The organism is Bacteroidales bacterium (genome assembly GCA_013314715.1).
In the GTDB taxonomy this organism is placed as follows: domain Bacteria; phylum Bacteroidota; class Bacteroidia; order Bacteroidales; family GWA2-32-17; genus Ch61.
The window spans coordinates 1-6,096 of record JABUFC010000079.1 but is presented as its reverse complement, the minus strand read 5'-3'; the positions used below and the strand labels follow the sequence as shown (position 1 = coordinate 6,096).

The window sequence follows — 6,096 nt, the reverse complement described above, 5'->3', positions numbered from 1 at the left end:
GCAAGAGATTGGTGAGAAATTTCTAAATTCTCAAAACCTATTGCTCTCTCCCGAATACTCGGGACGGCTTCGGAAATAATCGAGCTCTGGATAACGTTCTTTGTTCGATGCCTATTCCCGCATGAAGCGTACAGCTTCTATCACGAGAATTGGTGTAAAAGAGCCCAATTAGGATGCAGCTTCGCCCTTTACTGTTTTGCAAGCAAAACATCGGGCTCTGCTGCACCAACTAAGCGTAGCGTTCTCACCGAAGGTAATTCCGAAGCCGTTAGCGTCAATGTAATTCGCTTGAACATTTTTATGATAGAGAAACATTTTAATAACAATAACCTCTGAGAAAGATTTTAACAATATTTGCATTTAGCTGTTTGATAATCTCTTGTTCTACAACGAAAAAATTATCGAATGAACAAATTAATCAAGAAAATATTTCTACTTCGACTGAAAATGATGGTTCATCATTTGAGAAAGCTATTGTAATAAATGAGAGAAGTGAATCAAAAGGTGTCGGTGCTGAATATGCATGGCTTAGACAGAACTATCCAGGATATACTTCAAAAGGACAATCTCTCACTTATAATAAAAAGAAACCATACGATATAATAACCATAGTGACGGCTGATGGCGTAGAAAAGGTAATATATTTTGACATTTCTAAATTTTTCGGGAAATATTAACATACCTACACAGGCGCTAACAGCAGCTAAACCCAATCAGGGCTTGATTTGCAGATAAGAAAGTAATTCCTAACTTAGCATTGCTGTTAACGGAGGATAGGGAAACAATTTTTAACTCCCTGCCTGGTTTTAGCGGCAAACCGATAGAGAGCAATACGCTTCGCTTTACGGTTTTTCCATTTAAAATTTCTGTGATATGTAGAAGTTTTAAAGCGGGTTGAAGGTTCTAACCTTTTTGAGCATGAGCAAGAGATTGGTGAGAAATTTCTAAATTCTCAAAACCTATTGCTCTCAAAATGATTCGCATTAGCATCAAAATTTTTTTAACAATAAAAAAAGGTTTATTTAAACATATCCTAACCAATAATATACGAGCTGTTTGAATTATTAAATTCAACACACAAAAAAGACAAATTCAAAAATATTGAATAAATTATTGATATTCAATCAATCATAAAAATATCCGCTTAATGTGGATATTTTTTTTGAAAAATACTTGTATCATTCATTTTTTTTGTATCTTTGCAGGCACAAAAAATGAACCGGTACCCTAGCTCAGTTGGTAGAGCAACGGACTGAAAATCCGTAGGTCGTTGGTTCAACTCCAACGGGTACCACTTAAGAGCAGCTTTGCGGCTGCTCTTTTTCATTATAATGTAGCTTTTTAAAAAAATTTTATCTTTATTTAACTTTTAAATTATGTTTATCAATATAATTTAGCGTTTCATTAATTGCATTAATATAAGCGCAAACTTCTGAATACTCTTTACTATTTTTTGCAAATCTCTGAATTTCATGCAATAAAATATTTTTCTGGTAATATAACCATAAATATAAATCTTCAGCTGTCATATTTTCTATGTTGATATTATTGAGCATTATGCTTAATATTCACATAAATTTTTAGTCTTTAAAAGACATATTATTAAAATAGTCATGTTTAAATTGACTTTTTATATTTAATTTGAAAGACAAATATACATTTTTATATACATTTTTGCAACTTTTTAATAGACATTATATGTGTTTTATAACCAAATTTTAAAAACAATTATATGAACTTTACTATAATTGAGAGAGTTAGAGAGAGGAAAAATATTTCAATAAAAGAACTTTGTTCTAGGGTTGGAATAAGTTATTCTGGTTACCAACGAATAAAAAAAACTAACGAGGCTAACATAACAACGATTGAAAAAATTTGTAGAATTTTGGATATAGATATATCAGAACTATGGAAAAACGAAAACAATTTGCAAGTAAGTGAGCCAGTAGAATATTATAGAAATAAAGTGAAGGAAGAAATATCATTTACAATTATTGACATTAAAAACAGGCTTGATCGTTTAGAAAAATTAATAAAAATAATTGATAATGAAAAATAATTATATAGAAATGGTTATATTTTTAATACATATAAACATTTTATTGCAATAATTTTATTTTTTTAAGAAGGTTCCTACAAGTATCATCAAATATCGCCTAAAAAGGGCGGTTTCTTTTTTATAATTATTTTTTTGTCTTTACATTTTAAAATATTATCTTTGCAACCTCATTTTAAACAATTTAATTATGCCAACAAAAATTAGATTAGCAAGACATGGTAAGAAAAAAAGTCCCTTCTACTACATTGTAGTTGCGGATAGTAGGGCGCCACGTGATGGCAAGTTCATCGAAAAAATCGGCACCTATAACCCTATTACTAACCCCGCTACCATCGATTTAGACTTCGAAAAAGCACTCGATTGGTTACAAAAAGGAGCTGTTCCAACTGAAACATGTAGAGCAATCCTCAGCTACAAAGGGGTTATTTATATGAAACACCTTTTAGGCGGTGTAAAAAAAGGAGCTTTCGACGAAGCTACTGCTAAAGCTAAATTCGAAGCTTGGAAACAAGCCAAAGAACGCAAAATTGAAGAAAAGAAAAATCACCTATCGAGGAGTGCTTCCGATGAAATGAAAAAAAGATTAGAAGCAGAAGCTCAAGTTAACGAAAAACGTCAAAAAGCGATTGCCGAAAAGAAAGCTAAAGAATTAGAAAAAGCAAAAGAAGCCGAAGCATCCGAAAATCAAACTGAAACTACAAACGAAGTAGAAAATAACGAAAACGCATAGTACATGCTTTGCTTTAATAGCCAAAAAGTAGGCTATATAAAAAAAACGCATGGAACTAAAGGTGAAGTCATTATAGAATTCGACTTCCCATTACCTCAAAATTTTAAACTAAAGGAATGGGTGTTCCTTCAATATCAAGGAACGCTCATTCCTTTTTCTGTTGAATGGTATGAAATTCTTGATGATAAAACAATTATATTAAAATTCATCGATTACAACGATATCGATAAAATACAACCATTTGTATTATGCCCATTGCATGTCGATAAAAAATTAATTTGGCTTAAGAAGATTGAACCCATTTACCAAAATTTGCAAGGATATAAATTATATAACCAAAAACAATATTTAGGACAAATTAGCGAAATTATCCCAATTAAAGGTAATCCATTAGCCCAAATAGAAAAAAATAATCAATCCATTTTAATTCCTTTTCATAACGAATTTATAAAAGAAATCAATCATAATAAAAAAATTGTAATCATCGAACTACCATAATATGACCCATATTCAGGAAGAAAAAAAAATACTACGTAAACATATAAAAACATTAAAAAGTTCATACACTTTTCAAGATTTAGAAAATAAATCGCATAAAATTATAACCCATATTCAAAACTTTTTAAATATTCAAAAACCAAGTATAATAATGGCCTACTGGTCATTACCCGATGAAGTTCTAATTCAAGAATGGATCATTAAAAATAGCTCTCAATATACTATTTTACTGCCCGTAATTCACGAAAATGAATTAGTTGTTATACCGTTTACCGGAACAGATAACATGCAAAAAGTTCCCCCTTTTGGTATTTTAGAACCTATAGGCGAAACATTTCATAATATTGATAAAATTGAAATCATCCTCGTACCGGGCATGGCTTTTGATAGAAGGGGTTTTAGAATGGGACGAGGCAAAGGTTACTACGATAAATTTTTACCTAAAACTTCGGGTATACGAGTAGGTATATGCTTTGATTTTCAACTCTTAGATAAAATACCCATTGATGAATACGATGCTCAAATGGACTATATCATTACCGAAAACGAACTATTAACCATTAACAAAAAAGCCCTTTAAAGGGGCTTTTTTTATTGCTATAACGGAAATTCGATGCTTTCGTTTCCTCCACCTTTAGGGCAAGTACGAACTGCCGAAATTTTTGCTTTTTCGCCTTTAGCTGCTGTAATTTTAACCTTTAACTTACGTTCCCAAACACCGGGTTCAACTTCTTTCCAATCGGTACCGCTAAGAATTTTAACACCTTCTTGGTTGAATTTTGTCTGTTTAATGTCGATGTTGCAATTTTTGTGAATCAATACTACTTTAACTTTTACTATTACTTCGTCACCCGTTTTATACTTTGATTTTTCTTTGCCATCAATGGATAGTGTAATTTCACAAGCCAATACGGCAATAGTGGTAAACAATACCAAAAACAAACTTAATGCAATTTTTTTCATATTACTTTACTATTAATTTGTAGGTAACATATTTTAAACCGGAAGCTACTTTTACAAAATAAATGCCAGGTTTTGCATTTTCGGCTTGGGGATACCAAAAGAATATATGCTCACCACTTTCATATACTTTTGATGGGAATTGATGAACAAGTTTTCCATCCATATTGTAAATACTAACACTTAATTTGGTATCGTTTGGTATTGAAACCCTTATTTGTGCTTCTTCGCTGGTTGGATTTGGATAAATGGACACATTGCCACCACTTAACATTTCGCTAATTCCCGTAGTTCCAAAAGTCTGTATGGTTATAGACTTGTACACTAATTTGTTTTGATTGTTATATGTAAACGTCACATCAGCTGGATTTTGAGTTTGGGTAATTCCCTTTGTAAATGTAAATGCTGTCCACGGTCCATCAGGAATTGAGCTTTGTGCCGAATTGCTTTCTGTAAATTCAATATATACTTTATAGGTTCCATCGGGTTGTATGGTTCCATTTTTATCTTTTCCATTCCAAACAACCGTATGAGTAGTATGCGACGTCATAGAAACACCTGTAATAGCATCGGTAACATTTCCTGCCGACATTTGATTCCATTTTACGAGATGAACTTTGTATGTGGAAGCGGCTAACTTTAAGGTCTTTTTAAACACATTGTTATTATCAGTTACCCAAATAGCTAAGCAATGTTTTGGAGCATACGTGCCTCCATAACTTTGGGTGGTTACAGTAAAAATCATGGCGGTATCGCCCGTTGCCTTTAACGATACAACTTCAGGTCGTTGTGCTTTTATTGCATAAAACGACATAATAAACATTGATAAAAATAAAACTTTCTTCATATGCTAAAAATTATTTAAATATATTAAACGTTGTCGGAATATTAAAACATATTCGTAAATTTTTAGGTGTAAACTTTTGTTGCGTTTCAGTTAAAACAGTTCCCGGAACAATTCCCACTGCATTTGACAAAAATATTTGAAATACATGGCGAGGACCGGTATGGATTTGAACGCCCAACGAAACAATATGTTGCTGTGCTTCTGTAGAAACTACTTGGTTAGCAGGTAAATACATATATTCAGCAGCTAAATATATCATTCGACCTGTTTTTAAATTTAAAGCACCACCAAAGCTAATAATATCATTTTTGTCTTTAGCTGTAGCCACCATATTTTTATGTACATGTGCAAAGGCTAATTGACCTGAAAAACGATTAGAAAAAGCACGTGAAAAAAGGAGTTCATTGGTATAAAATACTTGTTGCCAAGTGGCTTGCTTGTCTTCAGGATAATTAGGTTTTAAGGCACTTATAGCAATCGAAGTGAAAGCAGAAATTTCTAATGGAAATTTGTTCGATTGTTTAATAATTCTTGTTTTTAAATAACCATCATACAACTTTTGCTGGCTAGTACTACCTATTCCTATATTTAAAAATCTGTTTAGTCCTAAATCGGCTCCAAAACGTGAATTAGCTTGGTATAAACCGAACAAACCATCAAGACCTGTACCCATTACTCCCATGCGATGAGCTAAATACAATTTCATCTCACCTTTAGGTAATAATGTAGTTGTTGGCAAATTAAATATTTGAATGGTAGGAAATATTTTTTCGACCTTGCTATTATCGTTATCTGATAAACTATTATCAACAGGAATATCATCCTGTGCCCTTGAATTAAAATTTAAGCTTAATAATGCTATTGCAAACCAAAATTTTTTCATGTGTAATTATTTTTTAATTTTTAAATTAAGGTCACATGGAATACGCCATTCGAATAAAGAGCAAGGCTTATTTGTGAGTGATAATTTCATTTTCGGTTGCTGTGAATTTATTCTCATGG

General features: G+C 32.0%; 9 protein-coding genes and 1 tRNA gene. 6 read left to right on the top strand and 4 right to left on the bottom strand.

The window, feature by feature from the left end; genetic code table 11:
* Window positions 1-368 precede the first annotated feature (368 nt).
* The gene (locus HPY79_12140) at window positions 369-677 is read left to right on the top strand and encodes a hypothetical protein (protein ID NSW46553.1); all 309 of its coding nucleotides are present in this window, start codon (window positions 369-371) and stop codon (window positions 675-677) included.
* Between the two features lie 544 nt (window positions 678-1,221).
* Window positions 1,222-1,294: transfer RNA gene (locus HPY79_12135), tRNA-Phe, on the top strand.
* Window positions 1,295-1,358: 64 nt separating this feature from the next.
* On the opposite strand, the gene HPY79_12130 is transcribed toward HPY79_12135, so the two are convergent.
* Window positions 1,359-1,529 carry a hypothetical protein gene (locus HPY79_12130; GenBank protein ID NSW46552.1) on the bottom strand — a complete coding sequence of 57 codons (171 nt, stop codon included), beginning with the start codon at window positions 1,527-1,529 and terminating at the stop codon, window positions 1,359-1,361.
* A gap of 203 nt (window positions 1,530-1,732) precedes the next feature.
* Between HPY79_12130 and HPY79_12125 the strand changes: the two genes are divergently transcribed.
* The 4 genes from HPY79_12125 (at window position 1,733) to HPY79_12110 (ending at window position 3,867) form a co-directional block, all read left to right on the top strand.
* Complete coding sequence (locus tag HPY79_12125; protein NSW46551.1) at window positions 1,733-2,059, top strand: helix-turn-helix transcriptional regulator; 327 nt, start codon at window positions 1,733-1,735, stop codon at window positions 2,057-2,059.
* Window positions 2,060-2,246: 187 nt separating this feature from the next.
* Window positions 2,247-2,789, top strand: coding sequence for a 30S ribosomal protein S16 (locus HPY79_12120; GenBank protein ID NSW46550.1), 543 nt, complete (start codon window positions 2,247-2,249; stop codon window positions 2,787-2,789).
* Between the two features lie 3 nt (window positions 2,790-2,792).
* Window positions 2,793-3,287 carry a 16S rRNA processing protein RimM gene (gene rimM / locus HPY79_12115; protein NSW46549.1) on the top strand — a complete coding sequence of 165 codons (495 nt, stop codon included), beginning with the start codon at window positions 2,793-2,795 and terminating at the stop codon, window positions 3,285-3,287.
* A 1-nt stretch (window position 3,288) separates the two neighbouring features.
* Window positions 3,289-3,867 (top strand): 5-formyltetrahydrofolate cyclo-ligase, encoded by a 579-nt coding sequence (locus HPY79_12110; GenBank protein NSW46548.1) that lies wholly within the window; start codon window positions 3,289-3,291, stop codon window positions 3,865-3,867.
* Between the two features lie 17 nt (window positions 3,868-3,884).
* Here HPY79_12110 and HPY79_12105 read toward each other — a convergent pair whose 3' ends face one another.
* From HPY79_12105 to HPY79_12095, 3 genes are read right to left on the bottom strand one after another with little or no spacing between them, the layout of a single operon-like run.
* On the bottom strand, window positions 3,885-4,250 hold the full coding sequence (locus HPY79_12105) for a hypothetical protein (protein NSW46547.1): 366 nt from the start codon (window positions 4,248-4,250) through the stop codon (window positions 3,885-3,887).
* A 1-nt stretch (window position 4,251) separates the two neighbouring features.
* Window positions 4,252-5,094, bottom strand: coding sequence for a DUF2271 domain-containing protein (locus HPY79_12100; GenBank protein ID NSW46546.1), 843 nt, complete (start codon window positions 5,092-5,094; stop codon window positions 4,252-4,254).
* A gap of 10 nt (window positions 5,095-5,104) precedes the next feature.
* On the bottom strand, window positions 5,105-5,977 hold the full coding sequence (locus HPY79_12095; GenBank protein NSW46545.1) for a hypothetical protein: 873 nt from the start codon (window positions 5,975-5,977) through the stop codon (window positions 5,105-5,107).
* Window positions 5,978-6,096 lie beyond the last annotated feature (119 nt).